The 22,924-nt window shown below is 64.3% G+C and carries 14 protein-coding genes; 13 read left to right on the top strand and 1 reads right to left on the bottom strand.

Annotated features, from left to right (window positions below):
- Positions 1–153: 153 nt before the first annotated feature.
- Genes MO486_RS04305 through MO486_RS04285 form a run of 5 tightly spaced genes read left to right on the top strand, consistent with a single transcriptional unit; the run spans position 154 to position 7,687 of the window.
- Positions 154–1,542 carry a glucoamylase family protein gene (locus tag MO486_RS04305; RefSeq protein WP_242904837.1) on the top strand — a complete coding sequence of 463 codons (1,389 nt, stop codon included), beginning with the start codon at positions 154–156 and terminating at the stop codon, positions 1,540–1,542.
- A 10-nt stretch (positions 1,543–1,552) separates the two neighbouring features.
- Positions 1,553–2,845 carry a sugar ABC transporter substrate-binding protein gene (locus tag MO486_RS04300; protein ID WP_242904836.1) on the top strand — a complete coding sequence of 431 codons (1,293 nt, stop codon included), beginning with the start codon at positions 1,553–1,555 and terminating at the stop codon, positions 2,843–2,845.
- Positions 2,842–3,720 (top strand): sugar ABC transporter permease, encoded by an 879-nt coding sequence (locus MO486_RS04295; RefSeq protein ID WP_242904835.1) that lies wholly within the window; start codon positions 2,842–2,844, stop codon positions 3,718–3,720. Before MO486_RS04300 ends, MO486_RS04295 begins: the two co-directional genes overlap by 4 nt.
- Positions 3,717–4,550 (top strand): carbohydrate ABC transporter permease, encoded by an 834-nt coding sequence (locus tag MO486_RS04290; RefSeq protein ID WP_242904834.1) that lies wholly within the window; start codon positions 3,717–3,719, stop codon positions 4,548–4,550. Before MO486_RS04295 ends, MO486_RS04290 begins: the two co-directional genes overlap by 4 nt.
- Positions 4,551–4,552: 2 nt before the next feature.
- Positions 4,553–7,687, top strand: a complete 3,135-nt coding sequence (locus tag MO486_RS04285; protein ID WP_242904832.1) for a discoidin domain-containing protein — start codon at positions 4,553–4,555, stop codon at positions 7,685–7,687.
- 17 nt (positions 7,688–7,704) lie between these two features.
- Here MO486_RS04285 and MO486_RS04280 read toward each other — a convergent pair whose 3' ends face one another.
- Complete coding sequence (locus MO486_RS04280) at positions 7,705–9,093, bottom strand: GH1 family beta-glucosidase (protein ID WP_242904829.1); 1,389 nt, start codon at positions 9,091–9,093, stop codon at positions 7,705–7,707.
- A gap of 113 nt (positions 9,094–9,206) precedes the next feature.
- On the opposite strand from MO486_RS04280, the gene ugpC reads away from it, so the two are divergent.
- The 8 genes from ugpC (at position 9,207) to gyrA (ending at position 22,894) form a co-directional block, all read left to right on the top strand.
- A complete protein-coding gene (gene ugpC / locus MO486_RS04275) occupies positions 9,207–10,304 on the top strand; it encodes a sn-glycerol-3-phosphate ABC transporter ATP-binding protein UgpC (protein WP_242904827.1) in 1,098 nt (365 codons plus the stop codon).
- 183 nt (positions 10,305–10,487) lie between these two features.
- Positions 10,488–13,991 (top strand): chromosome segregation protein SMC, encoded by a 3,504-nt coding sequence (smc, locus tag MO486_RS04270; protein ID WP_242905335.1) that lies wholly within the window; start codon positions 10,488–10,490, stop codon positions 13,989–13,991.
- A gap of 12 nt (positions 13,992–14,003) precedes the next feature.
- Entirely contained in the window at positions 14,004–14,729 is a 726-nt protein-coding gene (zipA, locus tag MO486_RS04265; RefSeq protein WP_242904825.1) for a cell division protein ZipA, read from the top strand.
- 170 nt (positions 14,730–14,899) lie between these two features.
- The gene (gene ligA, locus MO486_RS04260; protein ID WP_242904823.1) at positions 14,900–16,993 is read left to right on the top strand and encodes an NAD-dependent DNA ligase LigA; all 2,094 of its coding nucleotides are present in this window, start codon (positions 14,900–14,902) and stop codon (positions 16,991–16,993) included.
- A 118-nt stretch (positions 16,994–17,111) separates the two neighbouring features.
- Complete coding sequence (gene epmA / locus MO486_RS04255) at positions 17,112–18,083, top strand: EF-P lysine aminoacylase EpmA (RefSeq protein ID WP_242904821.1); 972 nt, start codon at positions 17,112–17,114, stop codon at positions 18,081–18,083.
- 108 nt (positions 18,084–18,191) lie between these two features.
- Positions 18,192–18,968, top strand: a complete 777-nt coding sequence (locus MO486_RS04250) for a DUF3011 domain-containing protein (protein WP_242904819.1) — start codon at positions 18,192–18,194, stop codon at positions 18,966–18,968.
- Positions 18,969–19,053: 85 nt separating this feature from the next.
- A complete protein-coding gene (gene mtnA, locus MO486_RS04245) occupies positions 19,054–20,112 on the top strand; it encodes an S-methyl-5-thioribose-1-phosphate isomerase (RefSeq protein ID WP_242904817.1) in 1,059 nt (352 codons plus the stop codon).
- A gap of 187 nt (positions 20,113–20,299) precedes the next feature.
- Positions 20,300–22,894: a DNA gyrase subunit A gene (gyrA, locus tag MO486_RS04240; protein WP_242904815.1), complete on the top strand. Its 2,595-nt coding sequence runs from the start codon at positions 20,300–20,302 to the stop codon at positions 22,892–22,894.
- The last annotated feature ends 30 nt before the right edge of the window (positions 22,895–22,924 follow it).

Raw genomic sequence — 22,924 nt, 5'->3', positions numbered from 1 at the left:
AGACAGGTTGATTTGCTAATGCCTTTACTCGCTGGTCGTTTTCGATTTTTGCTCATTCCGGTGTGTTTGCTGACGGTCATCGCCGCATGCCAGCGGCAACCGGTTTCAGATCAGGCGACAGCTGCGTCCAACCCGCCTGCGACGCCCCTGCAGATGCAGTCGCGCGATGTTCCCGCGCTGATCGACGACCTCGAACGCCGCACCTTCGATTACTTCTGGGAACTGGGCAACCCGGATAACGGCCTGGTGCCGGATCGTTGGCCGACGCCTTCGTCTTCGAGCATCGCCGCAGTTGGTTTTGGCCTAACCGCATACGGCGTCGGCGTCGAACGTGGCTGGATCAGCCGCGAGCAGGCCGTCGACCGCACGCTGGCCACGCTGCGTTTCTTCGCGCGCGCACCACAAGGGCCCAACGCGTCCGGCGCCGCCGGCTACAAGGGCTTTTTCTATCACTTCCTGGAAATGGACAGCGGCGTGCGCAGTGGCACCAATGAAGTGTCGACGGTGGATACGTCGCTGCTGCTCGGCGGTGTCCTGTTCGCGCAATCATATTTTGATCGCGACGATCGACGCGAAACCGAGATCCGCCGTCTTGCGGAGAAAATCTATGGTCGCGTCGATTGGCCTTGGGCGCAGGAACGTGGTGCCTGGATATCGATGGGCTGGACGCCGGAGCACGGCATGCATGCCTACGACTGGAAGGGTTACAACGAAGCGATCCTGGTGTACATCCTCGCGCTCGGATCGCCGACGCATCCGGTCGGCAAGGATGCGTTCGAAGCCTGGACCTCGACCTACGATCGCACCTGGGGCAAGTTCCATGGCCAGGAGCACCTGAGCTTCCCGCCGCTGTTCGGCCACCAGTATTCGCACATCTGGATCGACTTCCGCGGCATCCACGACAACTACATGCGCAAGCGCGGGATCGATTACTTCGAGAACAGCCGCCGCGCGGTGCTGTCGCAGCAGGCCTATGCGGAAGAAAACCCGTCGCAGTGGCAGGGTTACGGCAAGAACGTCTGGGGCCTGACCGCCAGCGATGGCCCGATCGACGCCAGCTTCGAATACAAGGGCGAGGCGCGCCTGTTCCGCACCTATTCCGCGCGTGGCGCCGGCATCGAATACATCCTCGACGACGGCACGATCGCGCCGACCGCAGCCGCCGGTTCGATCGCCTTCGCGCCGGAGATTGCGATTCCGGCCATCGAGGAGATGCATCGACGCTACGGCAAGCAGATCTACGCCGAATACGGCTTCCTCGATGCGTTCAACCCCAGCTTCACCTATGCCGATGCCGACCTGCATCATGGCAAGATCGTCGACGGCATCGGCTGGATCGATGGCGACTATCTCGGTATCGACCAGGGCCCGATCGTGCTGATGATCGAGAATTATCGAAGCGATTTCGTGTGGCAGGTGATGCGCAGGAACCCGCACATCCGCCGCGGCCTGGAACGTGCCGGCTTCAAGGGCGGATGGCTGGAGCAGAAGGCGAGCGCAGCAGCCGATAGCCAGCACGCTTCCGTCACAAAGCCGCACTGACGATTGCTGCATGCGCTCGCGCTCACCACTGCCATGGCTGTGCTGCCTGCTGCTGGCGTTGTGCGGCGGCTGCATGCGCGAACGCGACGATGGCAAGGAAGTGGTGCGGTTCTGGGCGATGGGGTACGAAGGCGAAGTCGTCGCCCAATTGATCCCGGAATTCGAGCGCCGCAATCCCGGCATCAAGGTGGACTTGCAGCAACTCCCCTGGTTGTCTGCACACGAAAAACTGTTGACTGGATTCGCTGGCGATGCGTTGCCGGATGTGGTTCCGCTCGGCAATACCTGGATTGCGGAGTTCGCCGCGCTCGACGCACTGGAACCGCTCGATCCATTCATCGCGCGAACGCCTTCCCTGGACACCGCCGATTATTTTCCCGGCCCCTGGGACAGCGGCGTCGTCGATGGCAACGTCTATGCCGTGCCGTGGTACGTCGAAACACGGCTGCCGTTCTATCGCACCGACTTGTTGAAGAAGGCCGGCGTCAGTGCGCCACCGAAGAGCTGGGACGAGTGGCGGACAGCGATGGCCGCGATCAAGCGCGAAGTCGGCCCGGACAATTACGCGATCCTGCTGCCGCTCAACGAATTCGAGCCGCTGCTGAACCTGGCGATCCAGGAACCCGAACCATTGCTGCGCGACGACGGCCGTTACGGCAACTTCCGCAGCGCCGGTTTCAGGCATGCGCTGGGGTTCTACAAGGAGATGTTCGACAAGCGTTGGGCGCCGTTGGCCACGAACGTGCAGATTTCGAATGTCTGGGACGAGCTGGGCAACGGCTTCTTCTCGTTCTATATCTCCGGCCCCTGGAACATCGCCAAGTTCAAGGAGCGCCTGCCGCAGGACCAGCAGGACGACTGGATGACGATGCCGTTGCCCGGACCCAATGGAGCTGGTGCTTCGGTAGCCGGCGGCACCAGCCTGGTGATCTTCCGCCAGTCGCGCCACAAACAGGCTGCGTGGAAATTGATCGAATACCTTTCCGAGCCTGGAACGCAGGCCCGCTTCCACGCGCTGACCGGCAACCTCCCGCCGCGCCGCTCGCCGTGGCGCACACCCGCGTTGGGCAATGATCCTCATGCGCGTGCGTTCCGCATCCAGCTTGAACGCGCCGTATCGACGCCGAAAGTCCCGGAATGGGAACGCATCGCCACCGAGATGCGTCTGGTGGGCGAGCAGGTCGCGAACGGTCGCATGACCGTCGACGAGGCCGCGGTCGAGCTCGACCGGCGCGCCGACAGCATCCTCGAGAAGCGACGCTGGATGCTGGACCACCACACGCTCTCGGCTGGTGCGCAATGAAAGCCTCGACGGCAGGCTGGATGTTCGCGGCGCCCGCGCTCGGCGTCATCGGGGTGTTCTTCGTCTTGCCGGTCATCGCCGCGCTGGCACTGAGCCTGACCGATTTCGACATCTATGCGCTTGCCGATATCGACAACCTGCGCTTTGTCGGTTTCGACAATTACATCGGCCTGCTGCAGAACCCGCTGTTCTGGAAGGCGCTCGGTAACACCTTGTATTTCGTCGTCGTCGGCGTGCCGTTGTCGATCGCGGTCTCGCTGGGCGCCGCGTTGTTGCTGCATTCCAAGCTGGGTCGGTTCAAGCCGTTCTTCCGCACCGCATTCTTCGCGCCGGTGGTCACCACCGTGGTCGCGGTGGCGGTGATCTGGCGCTATCTGTTCCATACCAAGTACGGGCTGGTGAACTGGGGCCTCTCGTCGGTCGGCATCGATCCGGTCGACTGGCTCGGCGATCCGCACTGGGCGATGCCGACGATCATCCTGTTCGCGGTGTGGAAGAACTTCGGCTACAACATGATCATCTTCCTCGCCGGGTTGCAGTCGATCCCGGAGGATCTGTACGAAGCCGCGCGCATCGATGGCGCGTCGGTGTGGCGGCAGTTCCTGCATGTGACGCTGCCGATGCTCGGCCCGGTGCTGTTGCTGGTCGGGATCCTGACCATGGCCGGCTACTTCCAACTGTTCGCCGAGCCTTACGTCATGACCCAGGGCGGGCCGCTGGAAAGCACGGTCAGCGTGCTGTACCTGATGTACGAAGAAGGGTTCAAGTGGTGGAACCTCGGCAATGCATCGGCCGTGGCGTTCTTGCTGTTCGTGCTGATGACCGCCGTCACCAGCGGCTTGCTGTGGTTCGCGCGCAGGCGGGGAGCGGAATGATGCATGCCGCCCAGCACCGCTTCGCTGCGGCGATCATCAATGGACTGTTGATCGGGCTCGCCGCCCTCAGCATCGCGCCGTTGCTGTGGATGTTGTCGGTGTCGTTCATGCAGACGGGCGAAGCGAGCCATTTCCCGCCGCCGTTGCTGCCCGACGCACCCACCTGGCACAACTACCGCGAGCTGTTCGTGCGTGCCGGCATGGGTCGCTATCTGGCCAACAGTTTCCTGGTCGCGACCTGCATCACGCTGCTCTCGCTGCTGTTCAACACGATGGCGGGCTATGCGTTCGCGAAGTTGAAATTCTTGGGCCGCGATCGGGTGTTCCGCGGGCTGTTGGCGGCGCTGGTGATTCCGGGACAGGTCGCGATGATGCCGCTGTTCCTGATGCTGAAGCAGATGGGCCTGGTCAACACGTATGCCGGTGCGATCGTGCCGGGGATGGCGGCGATCTTCGGCATCTTCCTGGTGCGCCAGTACGCCAGGACCATCCCGGACGAACTGCTGGAAGCCGCGCGCATCGATGGCGCCGGCGAATTCCGCATCTTCTGGCAGATCGTGCTGCCCGCGCTCAAGCCGATTTTGGTGACCCTGGCGATCTTCAGCTTCCTCGGCGCATGGAACGACTTCATGTGGCCGTTGATCGTCCTCAGCGACCAGCAGTTGCAGACCTTGCCCGTGGCGTTGGCGTCACTGTCGCGCGAGCATGTGATGGATAACGAACTGATGATGGCGGGCTCGGTGGTGACGGTGCTGCCGGTGCTGCTGTTGTTCCTGGTGCTGCAGCGTTATTACCTGCAGGGCCTGCTGGTCGGGAGCGTCAAAGGGTGAGGATGGTCTTTGCATTGCTGCTTGCGCTTGCTTTCGTTGCATCGGCGCAACCAGGCCCACGCGCTCTCGACAGCTTCGACACCATCGACAACTGGAAAGCCGTCGCCTCCGACAGCGTCTCGGCCAGCCTGCGCCAATCCGATGGCGTGCAGGGCAAGGCTCTCTGCCTCGACTACGACTTCAACGGCGTCTCCGGCTATGCAGTGGCCCGGCGCACGTTGCCGATGACCTATCCGGCCAATTACGAATTCGCGTTGCAGTTGCGCGGCGAGGGCCCGGTCAACAACCTGGAGTTCAAGCTGAGCGACTCCAGCGGCGACAACGTCTGGTGGGTCAACAAACCGAACTACCCGCTGCCGCGCGAGTGGACGCCGTTGAAGCTCAAGAAGCGGCATATCACGTTCGCGTGGGGTCCGAGCGAAGACAAGACGCTGCGCAAGACGCAAACCTTCGAGATCACCATCAGCGCCGGCAAGGGCGGCGGCAAGGGCACGGTGTGCATCGATGAACTGCTGTTCCGCGAACTTCCTGTCGACGACACGCCGGCGCCGAAGCCCGTCGCAAGCGCTTCGACGCATGTCGCCGATGACGGCGCGGCAAACGCGGTCGATGGCGACCGCGCGACCGCATGGCGCGTGCCGAAGCGCGCCGGGCAAACGCTGACGCTGGACCTCGGTCGCGAACGCGAATTCGGCGGCTTGAATCTGCGTTGGCGCGACGGCGAACATGCCTCGGTTTACCGCATCGCTTGGTCCGACGACGGCCGCACCTGGCGTGAAGCTCGCAAAGTGACGCTGGGCAACGGCGGCGTCGATCCGATCGCGCTCCCCGAATCGGAGGCGCGCTATCTGCGCCTGATCCTGGAAGACGGGCCGGGCACGAACTTCGGTCTGGCCGAAGTCGCCATCGAAAAACTGGCTTTTGCCGCGACGCCGAACGATTTCATCAAGGCGTTGGCGAAGGATGCGCCGCGCGGCTGGTATCCGCGCGGGTTCGTCGGCGAGCAGCCGTACTGGACGATCGTCGGTGTCGACGGTGGCAAGGAACAGGGCCTGATTGGCGAGGACGGTGCGATTGAAGTCGCGAAAGGCGGCTTCAGTATCGAACCGTTCGTGGTCAGCGACGGCAAGTTGGTGACCTGGGCGGACGTGCGCGCGACGCAGTCGCTGCAGGACGGCTATCTGCCGATTCTGAGCGTCGAATGGAAGCATGCGGACTTTGGTTTGCGCATCACCTCGTTCGGTCACACATCGTTTTCAGGCGACCGTTCGCAGCTTCATGCCCGCTATCGACTGAGCAACCCCACAATCTCGTCACGCGACTACATTTTCGCGTTGGCCGTGCAGCCGTTCCAGGTCAACCCGCCAAGTCAGTTCCTCAACACCGTAGGCGGCGTCAGTCGGATCGAGGTGCTGTCCTTCGAGGACGGCATCGCTTCCGTGGCCGGCAAACAACGCGTCTACGCCAGCGTCAGTCCCGATGCTGCCTTTGCGACTGCATTCGATGCCGGGATGGCGGTGTCGCATCTTGCTGAAGGGACGCTGCCCGACACGAAACGCGTTTCGGACGAAACCGGCTTGGCTTCCGGTGCGATGCTCTATCGCTTGCATCTGGGGCCGGGCGAGTCGAAAGACATCGATCTGCTTATCCCGCTGACAGGCGGTGCCTTCTGCGAAGGCAATACCTGCACCGCGGATGCGATGCAACGAAGCGTGGCGGACGAATGGCGCAAAGAGCTGGGCCATGTCCGGATCCGCGTGCCGGAAAAGGCGCAACACCTGGTCGACACGTTGCGTACGGCACTGGCGCACATGCTGATCAGCCGCGTCGGTCCGCGTCTGCAGCCGGGCACGCGCTCCTACGCGCGTGCATGGATCCGCGACGGCGCGATGATCTCGGAAGGACTGCTGAGGCTCGGTCGCGAAGATGTCGCCGCTGAGTTCCTGCGCTGGTACGCGCCGTACCAGTTCGATAACGGCAAGGTGCCGTGCTGCGTCGACGACCGCGGCAGCGATCCGGTACCGGAAAACGACAGCCACGGCGAGCTGATCTACGCCGTCGCGGAACTGTATCGCTACACCGGCGACCGCGAACCGCTCGAGGCGATGTGGCCGCACGTCGTCGGTGCCGTGAAGTACATGGACGAGTTGCGCCTGAGCGAGCGCACCGAGGCCAATCGGGCCAGTAACCCCGCGTTCTACGGGTTGATGCCCGCGTCGATCAGCCACGAAGGCTATTCGGCCAAACCGATGCATTCGTACTGGGACGATTTCTGGGCGTTGCGCGGTTACAAGGACGCCGTCGAGATCGCGCAGTGGCTGGGACGCGATGCCGATGCCGATCGCTTCGCGGCGTCGCGCGACCAGTTCCGGGATGACCTGTACGCCTCGCTGCGCGTTGCGACACGTCAACGCGGCATCGACTTCATTCCGGGGTCTGCCGAACTCGGCGACTTCGATGCCACGTCGACCACGATCGCGCTGGCGCCCGGAGGCGAACAGGGCCGCCTGCCCGAAGACCTCCTGCGCAACACTTTCGAGCGTTACTGGAAGGAATTCGTCGAGCGCCGCGACGGCAAGCGCGAGTGGAAGGACTACACGCCGTACGAACTGCGCACCATCGGCAGTTTCATTCGCCTCGGGTGGCGCGATCGCGCGCATGAAGCCCTGGATTTCTTCTTCGCCGACCAGCAACCGCGCACCTGGAACCAATGGGCCGAAGTGGTATCGCACACGCCGCGCAAGCCGTTCTTCCTCGGCGACCTGCCGCATGCGTGGGTCGAATCCGATTACGTCAGGTCGGCGCTGGACCTGTTCGCCTACGAGCGCGATGTCGATGACGCACTGGTGATCGCAGCCGGCATTCCGGCCGACTGGCTGGACGGGGAGGGCGTCGCGATCGAGGGCCTGCGCACGCCGCACGGCAAGCTGGGCTACTCGTTGCGTCGTACTGGCGGCAAGTTGCGCCTGCAGCTATCTGCGGGACTACGCGTGCCGGCTGGTGGCATCGTGTTGCCGTGGCCCTATACCGGCAAGCCGGGTGCCGCGCGGATCGACGGCGCGGCGGCGCAATGGAACAATGGTGAGCTGCGGATACGCGCGTCGCCGGCGAACGTGGAAGTTGAGCTGGCGAAGTAGGGCGCCTTCCCGATCGATCAACCCGGCAACGGATCGGCCAGGCTGCGCCCATGCGTTGCGATCACGTTGCCGTACCAACGGGCGCTGTCCTTGGGCGTGCGTTCCTGGCTGTCGTAATTGACGTGGACGATGCCGAAGCGCTTGGAATAGCCGAGCGACCATTCCAGGTTGTCGAGCAACGACCACACCATGTAGCCACGGATGTCGCACCCGGACTTGATCGCGTCGTGGATGGCGGTGATGTGCTTGCGCAGGTAGTTCGTGCGCAGCGGATCGCGGACGCGACCCTCCTCAGCGACGGGAGGATCGAAAAAGGCGGCGCCGTTCTCCGTGATGTACAGCGGCAGATCGCCGTAGCGTTGCTTCACCCATTGCAGCGTGTCGGTAAGCCCCTGCGGAAAGACTTCCCAACCGGTTTCTGTGTAGGTGCCAAGCGGTTGTTTGACCGCACCGGCGCGTAGCGGATAGCTGCCGTCGGCGCGGGTGACGTTGCGGGTGTAGTAGTTGATGCCGATGAAATCGAGCGGCTGCTTGATCAGGGCGAAATCTTCCGCCGGCCATTCCGGCCAGGCGTCCCCGAAGATTTCGCGCAATTCGTCCGGGTAACTACCGAGCAGGGCAGGATCGAGGTACTGGCGGTTCATGTAGGCATGCGCTCGCTCGACCGCGGCCTTGTCCTCGGTAGACTCCGACGCGGCGTACTTCGGTTCCAGGTTCACCACCAGGCCGATCTCGTGCTTGCCGACTGCGCGATAGGCCTTTACCGCGGCACCATGGGCGCGCATGAGGTTGTGGCTGGCGATCGGCGCCTCGAAACGGCTGCGATGTCCCGGCGCCAGCGCACCGTGCAGATAGCCGCCGTCGGTGATCACCCAGGGTTCGTTGAGCGTCACCCACTTCTTCACCCGGCCATCGAGCGCGCGGAACATCACCTCACCGTATTCGGCGAACCAATGCGCGATGTCCGGATTGAGCCAGCCGCCGCGGTCGTCGAGGGCGGCCGGCAAGTCCCAGTGATACAGGGTCACCAGCGGTTCGATGCCGTTGGCCAGCAGTTCGTCGACCAGGCGCGAATAGAAGTCGAGGCCTTGCTGGTTGACCCGGCCGGTGCCGTCCGGCAGCACCCGCGACCACGACACACTGAAGCGGTATGCCTGCAGGCCGAGCTCGCGCATCAGCCTGACGTCGTCCTTCCAGCGCCGGTAGTGGTCGCAGGCGACATCCCCGGTATCGCCGTTGAGGGTCATTCCCGGGGTATGCGCAAAGCGGGTCCAGATGCTCGGCCCGGCGCCATCGGCCAGCGGCGAACCTTCGATCTGGTGGGCCGCGGTGGCGGCACCCCACAGGAAGCCTTCCGGGAACATGTAGTCAGGTGCAGCGTAGTCCTGTGCAGGCGACTGGCTCATCGCGTAGGTTCCCCTGATCGCTGGAAGTGGCGGCATGTAAACGATTACATGGCAGAATAGCCCAGCTCTCGATCAAATGCATGGCCGCTGTCCACAACTTCGCCGGGAGGCACATGGCAGGTCTGTCGCTGGAAGGGATTCGCAAGGTCTATCCGAACGGCCAGGTCGCGGTCGACGACGCGAGCTTCACGGTCGGCGATGGCGAGCTGCTGGTGCTGGTCGGGCCGTCGGGCTGCGGTAAATCGACGCTGCTGCGGATGATCGCGGGCCTGGAGGCCATCAGCTCGGGCACGCTGCGCATCGGCGAGCGCGTGGTCAACGACGTTGCCCCCAAGGATCGCGACATCGCGATGGTGTTCCAGAGCTATGCCCTGTATCCGCACATGAGCGTCGCCGAGAACCTGGGCTTTGGCCTGAAGTTGCGAGGCCTCCCCAAGGATCAGATCGCCGCCCGCGTGGGCGAGGCGGCTGCGACGCTGGAGCTGGGGCAATTGCTCGACCGCAAGCCTGCCGCATTGTCGGGCGGACAGCGGCAACGCGTGGCGCTCGGTCGTGCCCTGGTCCGGCAGCCGCAGGTATTCCTGCTCGATGAACCGCTGTCAAACCTCGACGCGAAGCTGCGCATGTCGATGCGCGTGGAGATCGCGCGTCTGCACCGCCAGCTCGGCGCCACCATGGTCTATGTCACCCACGACCAGATCGAGGCCATGACCCTCGGCCAGCGCATCGTGGTGTTGAAGGATGGCGTGATCCAGCAGATCGATACGCCGATGGCCCTGTACGCCAGGCCTGCGAACCTGTTCGTCGCGACGTTCCTTGGCAGCCCGGCGATGAATGTGCTGCGCGGGCAGGTGGTCCAGCAGGACGGCCTTGCCCTGGATCTCGGCGATGGCTGGAGTGTGCCCCTAGGCGATGCAGACCTGCCGGCGCAATGCCTCGGCCGTGAGATCGCGGTCGGCGTACGCCCCGAGCACCTGCATACCGCCGAGGCTGGCGAGGCGCGCGCCGCCTTCGCGCCCGAAGTGGAAGTGGTCGAACCCGTCGGCAACGAAGTCTTCGTCAACCTGCGCCATGGCCCGCAGTCTCTAGTGGCACGTTTCGGTCCGCAGACCCTGCCGGAGATCGGCGCTCCGCTGCCGATCGCCCTGGCTTCGCGTCACCTGCATTTCTTCGAGCCCGAATCCGGCCGCCGGATCGACGCCGAGGCCTGAGCGTCCCCTTTCCGGCCGCTCGGGACGGCGCTGCGGCAGCCCGTTATACTCGCCCGTGAACATGACGCTTGCGTCGTTTCACCGCAAGTAAATTCAGTCACTTAGCGGAAAAATCAAACCTATCTTCTTATTATGCAACGCCGGCGCGAGCCATTGGCGTTGCAGGGGCCCGACGACCGCCGCATGCGCCTGTCCACGATCAAGCTCTCCGGTTTCAAATCCTTCGTCGATCCGACCACGCTGCACCTGCCGACCAACATGACCGGCGTGGTCGGGCCGAATGGTTGCGGCAAGTCCAACATCATCGATGCGGTGCGTTGGGTGATGGGCGAAAGCTCCGCCAGTCGCCTGCGCGGCGATTCGCTGACCGACGTGATCTTCTCCGGTTCGTCGTCGCGCAAGCCGGTGTCGCAAGCCACGGTCGAACTGATCTTCGACAACGCCGACCACACCATCACCGGCGAATACGCCGCGTTCAACGAGATCTCGGTCAAGCGCACGGTCAGCCGCGACGGCCAGAGCAATTACTACCTCAACGGCACCAAGTGCCGCCGCCGCGACATCACCGATCTGTTCCTCGGCACCGGCCTCGGCCCGCGCAGCTATTCGATTATCGAGCAGGGCATGATCAGCCAGATCATCGAGGCGCGGCCCGAGGATCTGCGCGTGTTCCTCGAAGAAGCTGCCGGCATCTCCAAGTACAAGGAACGGCGCAAGGAAACCGAAACCCGCATCCGTCATACCCGCGAGAACCTCGATCGTTTGAACGATCTCCGCGAGGAAGTAGGCAAGCAGCTCGAGCACCTCAAGCGCCAGGCCCGCCAGGCGGAGCAATACCAGTCGATCCAGGCCGAACGCCGGATCAAGGACGCCGAGTGGAAGGCGCTGGAATACCGCGCCCTCGATACGCGGGTGCAATCGCTGCGCGAGAAGTTGTCGCAGGAAGAAACCAAGCTGCAGCAGCTGATCGCCGAGCAGCGCGAAGCCGAACGCCAGATCGAAACCGATCGGGTCCGCCGCGAAGAAGCCACCGAAGCATTGAACAAGACGCAGGCCGAGGTTTACCAGGTCGGCGGCACGCTGGCCCGGATCGAACAACAGATCGCGCACCAGCGCGAAATGGCGCAAGGCCTGCAGCGTGCGCGCGACGAAGCCCAGAGTGCGCTGGCCGAACTCGGCAGCCACATCAGCGGCGACGAAGCCAAGCTCGGCGTGCTGCGCAGCGCCATCGCTGAGGCCGAACCGCAACTGGCGCAGCTGCAAGGCGACGACCAGGCCCGGCAGGACGCACTACGCGAAGCCGAGGCGAAACTGGCCGACTGGCAGCAGCGTTGGGACGCACACACCCGTGCGCAGTCCGAAGCCGCGCGCGCCGGCGACGTCGAGCGTACCCGCGTCGATTATCTTGACCGCCAGGCTCTCGATGCCGACCGTCGTCGCGAACAACTCCTCGCCGAACGTGCCGGCCTGGACCTGACTGCATTGGCGGAAGCCTTCGCCGGGATCCAGGCGCAGCACGACACGCAGAAAACCTCGCTCGACGGCCTCAATGCCGACGTCGAGACACGCAAGCACGCCGTCACCGAACTGCAGGACCAGCAGCGCACCGCGCAGACCGAACTTGCGGACGTGCGCAAGCAAGCGCAGGAAAAGCGCGGCCGCCTGTCTTCGCTGGAAACGCTGCAGCATGCCGCGCTCGGGCAGGAACAGGGCGCCGCGACGGCGTGGCTGAAGCAGCGCGGGCTGGATTCCGCCGCGCGTGTCGGCGAGAAGCTCGTCGTCGAAACCGGCTGGGAAAACGCAGTTGAAAGCGCGCTTGGTCAACTGATCGAGGGCGTGCTGGTCGAATCGCCGGAAGCACTGGTCGATGCGCTGGGTGAGCTCGGCGAAGGTCGCTTGACCCTGGTCGATCCACACAATGACGCCATCGCTTTTGCGCCGACGTCATTGGCAGCGAAGGTGCAGGGCCCAATCGCGATCCGCCGCATCCTGTCGAAGTTGCATGCGGCCGAGACCCTGAGTGATGCGCGCGCGCTGTTGCCTGGCCTCGGCGATGGCGAATCGGTCATCACCCGTAACGGCGAGCGCCTCGGTGCCGGCTGGGTACGCGTACTGCGTTCCGGTGCGACCAAGCAGGGCGCGTTGTTGCGCGAGCGCGAGATCCAGTCGCTCCGCGCCGAAATCGAACAACTGCAGCACCGTGAGCACGAGCTCGAGCGTGGCATCACCGCCTGGCGCGATCGTTTGCTTGCTGCCGAGCAGCACCGCGAAGACGCGCAGCGCGCGTCGTACCTTGCCCATCGCAGCGTGTCGGAACTGGCAGGCCAGCTGCAGAGCCAACAGGGGCGGCTGGATTCCGCACGCAATCGCATCGAGCGCATCGATGCCGACGTCGCGCAACTCATCGCCACGCTCGACACCAGCCGCGAGCAGGCCCGTGAAGCGCGTGCAAAGCTCGAAGACGCCGTCACGCGCATGGGCGAGCTGGAAACCACGCGCCAGGCGCTTGACGCCGAACGTCGCACGCTCAGCGAAGCCCGCGACGCCGCGCGTTCCGCCGCCCGCGAATCGCGGGACACCGCACACGCGTTGGCACTGACCCTTGAATCACAGCGCGCGCAGATCGTCGCGTTGTCCCAGGCGCTTGAACGTATGGGCGGGCAACGCGGTCAGCTCGATACGCGCCTCAATGAACTCGCGTCGCAACTGGCCGAAGGCGATACGCCGGTCAACGCGCTGGAGAGCGAGCGCCAGGCCGCACTCGAAGAACGCGTACGTACCGAAAAAGCGCTGGCAGCCGCACGCTCGGCGCTGGAAGGCATCGACAACGAACTGCGCGGTTACGAACAGACCCGCCACCAGCGCGATGAACAGGCGCTGGCGCAGCGCGAAAAGATTTCGCAGCGCAAACTCGACCAACAGGCGCTGGTGATCAAGGCCGAGCAGCTTTCCGTTGCGGTGGTCGAATCCGGTTTCGTGCTCGATGAAGTCATCGCCAGCCTTGCGGCCGATGCCGACCTCGCGGTGTGGGAGAAAGCGGTCACCGATTTCGACGCCAAGCTGCGCCGATTGGAGCCGGTCAACCTGGCCGCGATCGCCGAACATGCCGAGGCCGCGCAGCGGAAGGACTACCTCGACGCGCAGAACACCGACCTCACCACCGCGCTGGAAACCCTGGAAGACGCGATCCGCAAGATCGACCGCGAAACCCGCGGTCGCTTCAAGGACACCTTCGACCGCGTGAATTCCGGTGTGCAGGAACTCTACCCGCGCCTGTTCGGCGGCGGCCATGCCTACCTTGAACTCACCGGCGAAGACCTGCTCGACACCGGCGTTGCGATCATGGCGCGCCCGCCGGGCAAACGCGTCTCGAACATCTCGCTGCTGTCCGGTGGCGAGAAGGCGATGACTGCGGTGGCGCTGGTGTTCGCGATCTTCCGCCTCAACCCGGCACCGTTCTGCTTGCTGGACGAGGTCGACGCGCCGCTCGATGAAGCCAACGTCGGTCGCTTCACGGCGATGGTCAGCGAGATGAGCGAGGCGGTACAGTTCCTGTTCGTGACCCACAACAAGGCGACGATGGAAGCCGCGCACCAGCTCTCGGGCGTGACCATGCGAGAGCCGGGCGTCAGCCGCCTGGTCTCGGTGGACCTGGCCGAAGCCGCGCGCCTCGCCGGCGCCGCGTAACGAGGAGAAACGATGGATACGACCGTGTTGCGCATCGCCATCGCCATTGCTGGTGTGTTGTTGATCGCCGCGATCTATTTCTTCGGGCGCCCGCGTAAACCGGGACAGGGCCGGCGCGTCGCGGAGCGCAGCGACGGCAGCCGCATCGAGCCGACACTGGGGGCGCAACTGGAAGACGAGCTCGCCAGGGGTGGGTCAGAACCGACCGTGCAATCGGAACTCGGGCTGTCCGGCAGCGAATCCGCCGATGCCGGGCACAACGACCTCGGTCGCCGTGGCGAGGCGAGCTTCGAAAAAATCATCACGCTGTATGTCGCCGCGCGCGCCGGCGAGAAACTGCGCGGCCCCGACATCGTCGTCGCTGCGGAGAAGGCCGGGTTGACCTATGGCCACATGCAGATCTTCCATCGACTGGTCGAGAACCATCCCGAGCGCGGACCGATCTTCAGCGTCGCCAACATCATGCGACCCGGCAGCTTCGACATGGCGACGATCCAGGAGCTGGAAACGCCGGCGATCGCGTTCTTCCTGACGCTGCCGGCGCCGCTGACCGCACTGGATGCCTGGGAAAAGATGCTACCCACGGCACAACGCATGTCCGAATTGCTCGACGGCGTGGTGCTCGACGAGTCGCGCAATGCACTCGGCCGCCAGCGCATCGCCCACATCCGCGACGAACTGCGCGGCTATGATCGTCAGCATGAAGCGCCGCCCCTGACCAAGCCTGCGCGCTGGTAGCCCTTGCTCGCCTTCCTGCGAAAGCGGGACAAGCGCCAAGCGCTGAACATCCGAGGGATGCTCCGAAGAGCGAGCGCAGCAAGTCATCTGGGTCTTGCTTTTGCCGCTGCTGAATCAAAGTCAAAATGGATCCCGTCGTTCGCCGGGATGACGGCGTGAAGGACTAGCGCGTGACAAAGACCACCTCCAAGCCTGCCGACCGCGTCATCGAACTCCGTCGCAGGCTCGACGACGCCAACTACCGCTACCACGTGCTCGACGAGCCGGACATCCCGGACGTCGAATACGACCGCATGTTGCGCGAGCTGGAAGCGATCGAGGCAGAACATCCGGAACTGGCGGACCCTAATTCGCCCACCGCGCGCGTCGGTAATGCGCCATCCGGCAAGTTCGCATCGGTTCGCCATGCAGTGCCGATGCTGTCGCTGGCGAACGCTTTCAGCGACGGTGAAATCCAGGAATTCGTCGCGCGGATCAGCAAGGAAACCGGCGATCAGGAACCTGCGTTCTCGGTCGAGCCCAAGCTCGACGGCCTCGCCATCAGCCTGCGCTATGAGCACGGTGTGTTCGTGCGTGGCGCGACGCGTGGTGATGGAGCCACCGGCGAAGATGTCAGCGCCAACCTGCGCACGGTGCGCACAGTCCCGCTGAAGTTACGCGGCAAGGCGCCGCCGGTGCTCGAAGTCCGTGGCGAAATCTACATGCCGAAGGCCGCATTCGAGCGCTACAACGACTGGGCGCGCGAACATGGCGAGAAGACGCTGGCGAATCCGCGCAATGGCGCAGCTGGTTCACTGCGCCAGCTCGATGCACGCATCACCGCGCAGCGGCCGCTGGCGTTCTATGCCTATGCGCTGGGCGAAACCGATGGCGCGAAGCTGCCATCCACGCATTCGCAGACGTTGGCATGGCTGCGTGAGCTAGGGTTTCCGGTCTCTCCAGAAGTGGACGTCGCACGTGGCGCTGGCGGGTTGCTCGAATATTTCAATCGCATCGGCGAGCGTCGCAACGCATTGCCGTACGACATCGACGGCGTGGTCTACAAGCTCGATCGTTACGACCAGCAACGTGCGATGGGCTTCGTTTCGCGTGCGCCGCGCTGGGCATTGGCCCACAAGTATCCGGCGCAGGAAGAAGCGACCACAGTGGAATCCATCGAGGTCAATGTCGGCCGTACCGGCGCAGTCACGCCGTGGGTGCTGATGACACCGGTCCATGTGGGCGGCGTTACCGTGACCCGGGCGACACTGCACAATGCCGATCAGATCGCACGGTTGGACGTGCGTGTCGGCGATACGGTGATCGTGCGGCGCGCCGGCGATGTGATCCCGGAAGTGGTGCGGGTGATCGAAGAACGGCGGCCACTGGACAAGCGTGGCAAGCCGCTGCATCCGCCGTACCAGTTGCCGACGCAGTGCCCGGTGTGCGGCTCGGCGGTCGAACGCGAGGAAGGGGAAGTCGTCGCGCGTTGCACGGGTGGTCTGTACTGCGCAGCGCAGCGGGTGCAGGCGCTGTTCCACTTCGCATCGCGCAGGGCGATGGATATCGACGGCCTGGGTGAGCGGTTCATCACGGCCCTGGTCGAGTTCGACTACGTGCACAGTGTCGCCGACCTGTATCGGCTGACGCTCGACGATTTCGTCGCGATGAAGCGTCGCGCCGATGAGCGTGAAGGCAGCACGCCAGAAACCGTGAAAGCGGGCAAGGTCGCGACCAAGTGGGCCGAGAACCTGATCGCGGCCATCGATGCAAGCCGCAACACGACACTGGAACGCGTGCTGTACGCGCTCGGCATCCGCGATGTCGGCGAATCGACGGCCAAGACGCTTGCGCGGCACTTCGGCGCGCTCGACCCGCTGATGACCGCCGATGAGGCCACGCTGACGACGGTGCCCGACGTCGGCCCGATCGTCGCCGCGCGCATCGCCCACTTCTTCGCTGAGCCGCACAACCGCGAAGTGATTGCCGCATTGCGCGCCAACGGTGTGCATTGGCCGGAAGGTGCGCCGCAGCGCTCGAGCGAGGGTCCGCTCTCTGGGCAGACAGTGGTGTTGACCGGCGGTCTGGAGGCGATGTCGCGCGATGAGGCTGGGGCAAAGCTTGAAGCCCTGGGCGCCAAGGTGTCAGGCAGCGTGTCGAAGAAAACATCCTTCGTCGTTGCCGGTGAAGCAGCGGGCAGCAAGTTGGTGAAGGCCCAGGAATTGGGCGTCGAGATCTGGGACGAGGCGCGGCTGCTGGCGTTCCTGGCCGAGAACGGGCAATGAGCTTCCCCTTCACCTGTGGGAGCGACGTAAGTCGCGATCAGAGCGCAGCGATGCCACACGATCGCGACTTACGTCGCTCCCACAAGAGCAGGGACAGGGTTTGGGGCAGGGGCGGATGATGTCGGATTGGCAGCCGACGGCCGCGTTTGATGCGCTGCGGTTGCGCGCAAGGCTCAACGCACTGATCCGTGCGTTCTTTGCCGCCCGCAGCGTGCTCGAGGTTGAAACGCCGGTGCTGTCCCGCGCCGGCAACACCGATCCCAACATCGCCTCGTTCTCGCTGCAATTCAGCGGTCGCACCGAGGGCGCGCCGCGCACGCGCTGGTTGCGCACATCGCCGGAATTCCCGCTCAAGCGCCTGCTCGCGGCAGGACTTGGCGATTGCTACGAACTCGGCCGCGTGTTCCGCGATGGCGAGGCCGGCGGGCGCCACAATCCAGAGTTCACGATGCTCGAATGGTATCGGGTGGGTTGGGACCATCAGCGCCTGATCGATGAAACCGGGGCGCTGGTGCAGGAGGCGCTGGCGCTAGTCGATCGTGATGCCGAAGTCGTAAAGCAGAGCTATCGCGAGTTGTATTCGCAGCGCCTCGGCCTGGACCCGATGCAGGCCAGCGACGAGCAGTTGCGCAATGCACTTGGCGATATCCGCATCGACCCGGCTGGCCTGACTCGCGACGACTGGCTCGATCTGCTGATGACGCATCGGCTGCAGCCATCGTTTCCCAGCGATCAGTTGCTCGTTGTCTACGATTATCCGGCATCGCAATGCGCACTCGCTCGCATCCGTAGCGACGACCCGCCGGTAGCGGAGCGCTTCGAGCTCTATCTCGGTCCGCTGGAGCTGGCCAACGGCTATCACGAACTCGCCAACGCGGGCGAACAACGGGCGCGGTTCCAGCGCGATCACGCCATCCGACAGATGCGGGGACACGCCGAACCACCGTTGGACGAAGGCCTGCTCGCGGCCTTGCAGCATGGCCTGCCGGCCTGCGCTGGCGTTGCGCTGGGCGTCGACCGTTTGCTGATGGCGATGCTGGGCACGGACCGCATCGGCGACGTGCTTGCGTTCGATTTCGCCCACGCCTGAAACGGCGGCTAAATGTCTTTTTAGCCGCGCAGACGAGGGCGGCAAATCTTCTGCCGCGATTCAGTTCCGCACGCTAGAGTGCGCGTCAGGCCACGGAGGAGTGCCGTCATGCGACTGCTGATCGCTTCAAGTCTTGTGCTTGTGTGCAGTGCGGTCGCTTCCGGCGCCGCGGTCGCGCAGCAATACGGATATGAGTCTTACCCTGGCAACGACAGCGGCATCGTGCGTTGCGAGTCGGTGAACGGCCGCACGCAGCAATGCCCGGCCGATACCTACGGCGGCGTGCGCCTGGTGCGCCAGTTGTCCCGCGGTGCCTGCGTCCAGGGCCAGAATTGGGGTTACGGCCGCAACGGCATCTGGGTGTCGGGAGGATGCCGCGGGGAGTTCGCCCTCGGTTATGGCGGGCGTAATGACGGCTACGGTTACGACGATCGTTACGGCGACGCGGGCCCACAAGTCATCCGTTGCGAATCCAATGATGGTCGCAGCCGCGGCTGTCCGATCGACGCGCGTGGCGGTGTCCGCCTGATCCGCCAACTCTCGCGCTCGCCCTGCATCGAAGGCCAGACCTGGGGTCGCGATCGCCACGGCTTATGGGTATCGCAGGGGTGCCGTGCCGAATTCGAAATCGGCTATCGCCGTGATCGCGGCTACGGCTGGGGCCGCAATGACAACCGTTATGACGATGGTTACGGCGGTCCGCAGACGACGCGATGCGAGTCCAGCGATGGTCGTGGCCGGCGTTGCAATGTCTCGATTCGGCGCGGCGCGGAGCTGGTCCGGCAATTGTCGCGCTCGGTGTGTATCGAAGGTCAAAGCTGGGGCTGGGATCGCCAAGGCGTCTGGGTCGATCGCGGTTGCCGCGGTGAATTCAACGTCTGGTGATTTCGCAGCCCAGTGTCGTTCCACTAAACCGCCGCGCTTTGCGGCGGTTTTTTCATCGTCATGCCGCTGCCGCTAAACTAAGCGGATGAGCGCCGACATCGATTACGCCCGCTACGACCGCATTCGCCCAATCCGCTGGACCGGCGATGCGCTCGAACTGCTCGACCAGCGCAAGCTGCCGTTCGTGGTCGAGTACCTGAGTTGCCGGACCAGCGATGAGGTCGCAGCCGCGATCCATGCGTTGGCAGTCCGCGGCGCACCGGCGATCGGCATTGCCGCGGCCTGGGGCGTGGTGTTGGCGACGCGCGCGATTGATTCTGACGATGTCACCGATGCTGCGAGCAAGCTCGAGCCGGCCTTGCAACGACTCAACGCGGCGCGTCCGACTGCAGTCAACCTGGCCTGGGCGCTCGCACGCATGCGCGCGGCGCTCGCACGCGCCGGCGCCGACTGGCGCGACGCACTGGAACGCGAAGCGCGCGCGATCGATACCGAAGATCTCGCCGCCAACCGGCGCATGGGTGCACTCGGTGCGGCGCTGATCGAACCTGGCAGTGGCGTGCTCACGCACTGCAATACCGGCTCGCTCGCCACTGCGGGTTTCGGCACCGCGCTCGGTGTCATTCGCGCTGGCGTTGCACAGGGGCGCATCGACGAAGTGTTCGCGGGCGAAACCCGCCCATGGCTGCAAGGGGCGCGCCTGACGGTGTGGGAGTTGCAGCAGGACGGTATCGACGCAACCCTGATTGCCGATGCTGCCGCCTCGCACCTGATGAAGACCGGCAAGGTGCAGTGGGTCGTGGTTGGCGCTGACCGCATCTGCGCCAATGGCGACACGGCCAACAAGATCGGTACCTACCAACTGGCGATCGCGGCCAAGCACCATGGCGTCAAGGTCATGGTGGTAGCGCCGTCGTCTACAGTCGACATGGCCACGGCCAGCGGCGATCTGATCGAAATCGAAGAACGCGATCCCGGCGAGCTTCACGGGATTGGCGGAACGCGCACGGTGGCCGAAGGCATCGGTGCCTGGAACCCTGTTTTCGACGTTACTCCGCACGATCTGATCGACGCGATCGTGACCGAAAAGGGCGTGATCGAGCACCCGGATGCCGCCTCGATGCGGGCCGCTTTCGGCGCCTGAGATCGCGGCTGCAAAAATCCTCTAAAAAACACCCCTAAGTCATTGTTTCTGCGTGCGAATAAGCGGACTTTACAGGCCGCTTTCATGCTAGAATTTCACATCTGTTGATCCCGCCTGTTTGGGCTGTTGCGGATACCCCTCCGCAGCCCATCCGCGGCCATAAAAAAACTGAGCAAACGGAATCCGAATGGCCGAACTCGCCAAGGAAATCATCCCGGTCAACCTCGAAGACGAGATGCGTCGCAGCTACCTCGATTACGCAATGAGCGTGATCGTGGGGCGCGCGCTTCCCGACGTCCGGGATGGCTTGAAGCCCGTGCATCGCCGCGTCCTGTTCGCGATGAACGAGCTCGGTGCGCACAGCAACAAGCCGTACTACAAGTCGGCGCGTATCGTCGGTGACGTCATCGGTAAGTACCACCCGCACGGCGACCAGTCGGTGTACGACACGCTGGTGCGCATGGCGCAGCCCTTCTCGCTGCGTTACCTGCTGGTGGACGGGCAGGGCAACTTCGGTTCGGTCGACGGCGACTCCGCCGCGGCGATGCGTTACACCGAAGCGCGCATGGCCAAGCTCACCCATGAGCTGATGGCGGACATCGACAAGGAAACCGTCGACTTCCAGCCGAACTACGACGAGAAGGAACTCGAGCCCACGGTCATGCCGACCCGGGTGCCGAACCTGCTCATCAACGGTTCGGCCGGCATTGCGGTCGGCATGGCGACCAATATCCCGCCACACAATCTGTCGGAAGTGATCGACGCGACCATCGCGCTGATCGACGAGCCGACGATCGATATCGACGGCCTGATGCAGTACATCCCAGGCCCGGATTTCCCGACCGCGGGCATCATCAACGGCACCGCCGGCATCCACCTGGCCTACCGCACCGGCCGCGGCCGGGTGCGCATGCGCGCGCGCGCCGAGATCGAGGTCAACGATGACAACGGTCGCGAGGCGATCGCGGTCACCGAGATCCCGTACCAGGTCAACAAGGCACGGCTGATCGAGAAGATCGCCGAGCTGGTGAAGGAAAAGAAGCTCGAAGGCATCAGCGAGTTGCGCGACGAGTCCGACAAGGACGGCATGCGCATCTACATCGAGGTCAAGCGCGGCGAATCGGCCGAGGTCGTGCTCAACAACCTCTACCAGCAGACGCAGATGGAGTCGGTGTTCGGCATCAACATGGTGGCGCTGGTCGATGGCCGCCCGCAGTTGCTGAACCTCAAGCAGATCCTCGAGGCGTTCATCCGCCACCGCCGCGAGGTGGTGACCCGCCGCACCATCTTCGACCTGCGCAAGGCGCGCCAGCGTGCGCACATCCTCGAAGGCCTGACGGTCGCGCTCGCCAACATCGACGAGATGATCGAGCTGATCAAGACCTCGGCGAACCCGAACGAAGCCCGCGACCGCATGCTCGCGCGCACCTGGGAGCCGGGTCTGGTCGGCGCGCTGCTGGCTGCAACGGGTGCAGAAGCGTCGCGTCCGGAAGACCTGCCGAATGGCGTCGGCCTGGTCGACGGTCGCTACCAGCTCACCGAAACCCAAGCCCAGCAGATCCTCGAGATGCGCCTGCACCGCCTGACCGGGCTGGAGCAGGACAAGCTGACCGAGGAATACAAGCTGCTGCTGGAAACAATCCGCGGCCTGATCGAGATCCTCGAGAACCCCAACGTCCTGCTCGATGTGATCCGAACCGAGCTGCGCAACGTCAAGGAAGAATTCGGCGATGCGCGTCGCAGCGAGATCCGGGCCAGCGAGGAAGACCTCGACATCCTCGACCTGATCGCGCCGGAAGACGTCGTGGTCACGCTGTCGCATGCGGGTTATGCCAAGCGTCAGCCGGCCAGCGACTATCGCGCACAGAAGCGCGGCGGCAAGGGCCGCAGCGCTGTGGCGACCAAGGAAGAGGACTTCATCGACCAGCTGTGGCTGGTCAACACCCACGACACGTTGCTGACCTTCACCAGTACCGGCCGTGTGTTCTGGCTGCCGGTGCATCAGTTGCCCGACGCCGGTCCGAATGCGCGCGGCCGTCCGATCATCAACTGGATTCCGCTCGAATCTGGCGAGCAGGTGCAGGCGGTTCTACCGGTACGCGAGTACCGCGACGATCGTTACGTGTTCTTCGCCACCCGCGACGGCACGGTGAAGAAGACGCCGCTGACGGAGTTCGCGTTCCGCCTGCAGCGCGGCAAGATCGCCATCAACCTCGACGAGGGCGATGCATTGGTGGGCGTCGCCCTGACCGATGGCACCCGCGACATCATGCTGTTCGCCAGCAACGGCAAGGGTGTGCGCTTCGCCGAGAACGAAGTACGTTCGATGGGCCGCACCGCGACTGGCGTCCGTGGCATGCGCCTGACCGCGGGCGAGGAAGTGCGCAGCCTGATCGTGATCGAAGGTGACGGCGACATCCTTACCGCCAGCGAGCGAGGCTTCGGCAAGCGCACGCCAGCGACCGAGTATCCACGCAAGGGCCGCGGCACCCAGGGCGTGATCGCACTGCAGACCACCGCCCGCAACGGCAAGCTGGTCGGTGCGATCCAGCTCAGCGACCACCATGAGGTGCTGCTGATCTCGGACGGCGGCACCCTGGTGCGCACGCGCGCCGCGGAAATCTCGCAGGTCGGTCGCAATACCCAGGGCGTGACCCTGATCCGCCTGGCTGCGGACGAGAACCTGCAGGCGGTGGAGCGCGTCGATGCTTCGCTCGATGACGAAGTCGAGGCGATTACAGCGGTCGACACCCAAGGTGAGTCCGCTCCGCCGCTGCAATGATCGCTATGTGATGCTGAAACAAAAAACGGG

It is taken from the genome of Lysobacter sp. CFH 32150 (assembly GCF_022758295.1).
GTDB lineage: Bacteria > Pseudomonadota > Gammaproteobacteria > Xanthomonadales > Xanthomonadaceae > CFH-32150.
Note: the sequence above shows the minus strand (reverse complement) of the source record. Positions and strands in the feature narration are given on the sequence as shown.

Bases quoted from the DNA above. Each gene is read 5' to 3' on its own strand.
- MO486_RS04305 (WP_242904837.1), top strand. From the start codon at position 154: ATGCAGTCGCGCGATGTTCCCGCGCTGATCGACGACCTCGAACGCCGC.
- MO486_RS04300 (WP_242904836.1), top strand. From the start codon at position 1,553: ATGCGCTCGCGCTCACCACTGCCATGGCTGTGCTGCCTGCTGCTGGCG.
- MO486_RS04295 (WP_242904835.1), top strand. From the start codon at position 2,842: ATGAAAGCCTCGACGGCAGGCTGGATGTTCGCGGCGCCCGCGCTCGGC.
- MO486_RS04290 (WP_242904834.1), top strand. From the start codon at position 3,717: ATGATGCATGCCGCCCAGCACCGCTTCGCTGCGGCGATCATCAATGGA.
- MO486_RS04285 (WP_242904832.1), top strand. From the start codon at position 4,553: ATGGTCTTTGCATTGCTGCTTGCGCTTGCTTTCGTTGCATCGGCGCAA.
- MO486_RS04280 (WP_242904829.1), bottom strand. From the start codon at position 9,093: ATGAGCCAGTCGCCTGCACAGGACTACGCTGCACCTGACTACATGTTC.
- ugpC (WP_242904827.1), top strand. From the start codon at position 9,207: ATGGCAGGTCTGTCGCTGGAAGGGATTCGCAAGGTCTATCCGAACGGC.
- smc (WP_242905335.1), top strand. From the start codon at position 10,488: ATGCGCCTGTCCACGATCAAGCTCTCCGGTTTCAAATCCTTCGTCGAT.
- zipA (WP_242904825.1), top strand. From the start codon at position 14,004: ATGGATACGACCGTGTTGCGCATCGCCATCGCCATTGCTGGTGTGTTG.
- epmA (WP_242904821.1), top strand. From the start codon at position 17,112: ATGTCGGATTGGCAGCCGACGGCCGCGTTTGATGCGCTGCGGTTGCGC.
- MO486_RS04250 (WP_242904819.1), top strand. From the start codon at position 18,192: ATGCGACTGCTGATCGCTTCAAGTCTTGTGCTTGTGTGCAGTGCGGTC.
- mtnA (WP_242904817.1), top strand. From the start codon at position 19,054: ATGAGCGCCGACATCGATTACGCCCGCTACGACCGCATTCGCCCAATC.
- gyrA (WP_242904815.1), top strand. From the start codon at position 20,300: ATGGCCGAACTCGCCAAGGAAATCATCCCGGTCAACCTCGAAGACGAG.